Consider the following 269-nt stretch of genomic DNA (forward strand, 5'->3'; position numbering starts at 1 on the left):
CGGCACCGGCATTATGGAGGCCCCGTAATAGGCTTTTCTAAGGCTCGAGAGATCGTACTGATCAAAGTGAGGGTGCCGTAACAGACTGATCCACACAGTAGGAGGGGCAAAAAAAGAGCTGATCTGGTGCTGTGAAATGGCAGCCAGGCAGCTTTCCGGCAGGGGGGCTTCCAGCAGAATGACGGGCGCTCCCAGCAGTAGCGCAGGCATCAGAAACACGTGCATTTGCGCCGAGTGGTACAAGGGCAGCGCTGCCAGCACGGCGTCAT

The 269-nt window shown here is 57.6% G+C and carries 1 protein-coding gene; it reads right to left on the reverse strand.

Translation table 11 applies throughout. The features are described from left to right. A partial coding sequence (locus V0R37_RS22265; RefSeq protein WP_420376576.1) for an AMP-binding protein occupies positions 1 to 269 on the reverse strand: 269 nt, incomplete at both ends.

The organism is Pollutimonas rozaliensis, assembly GCF_048751585.1.
Lineage (GTDB): Bacteria > Pseudomonadota > Gammaproteobacteria > Burkholderiales > Burkholderiaceae_B.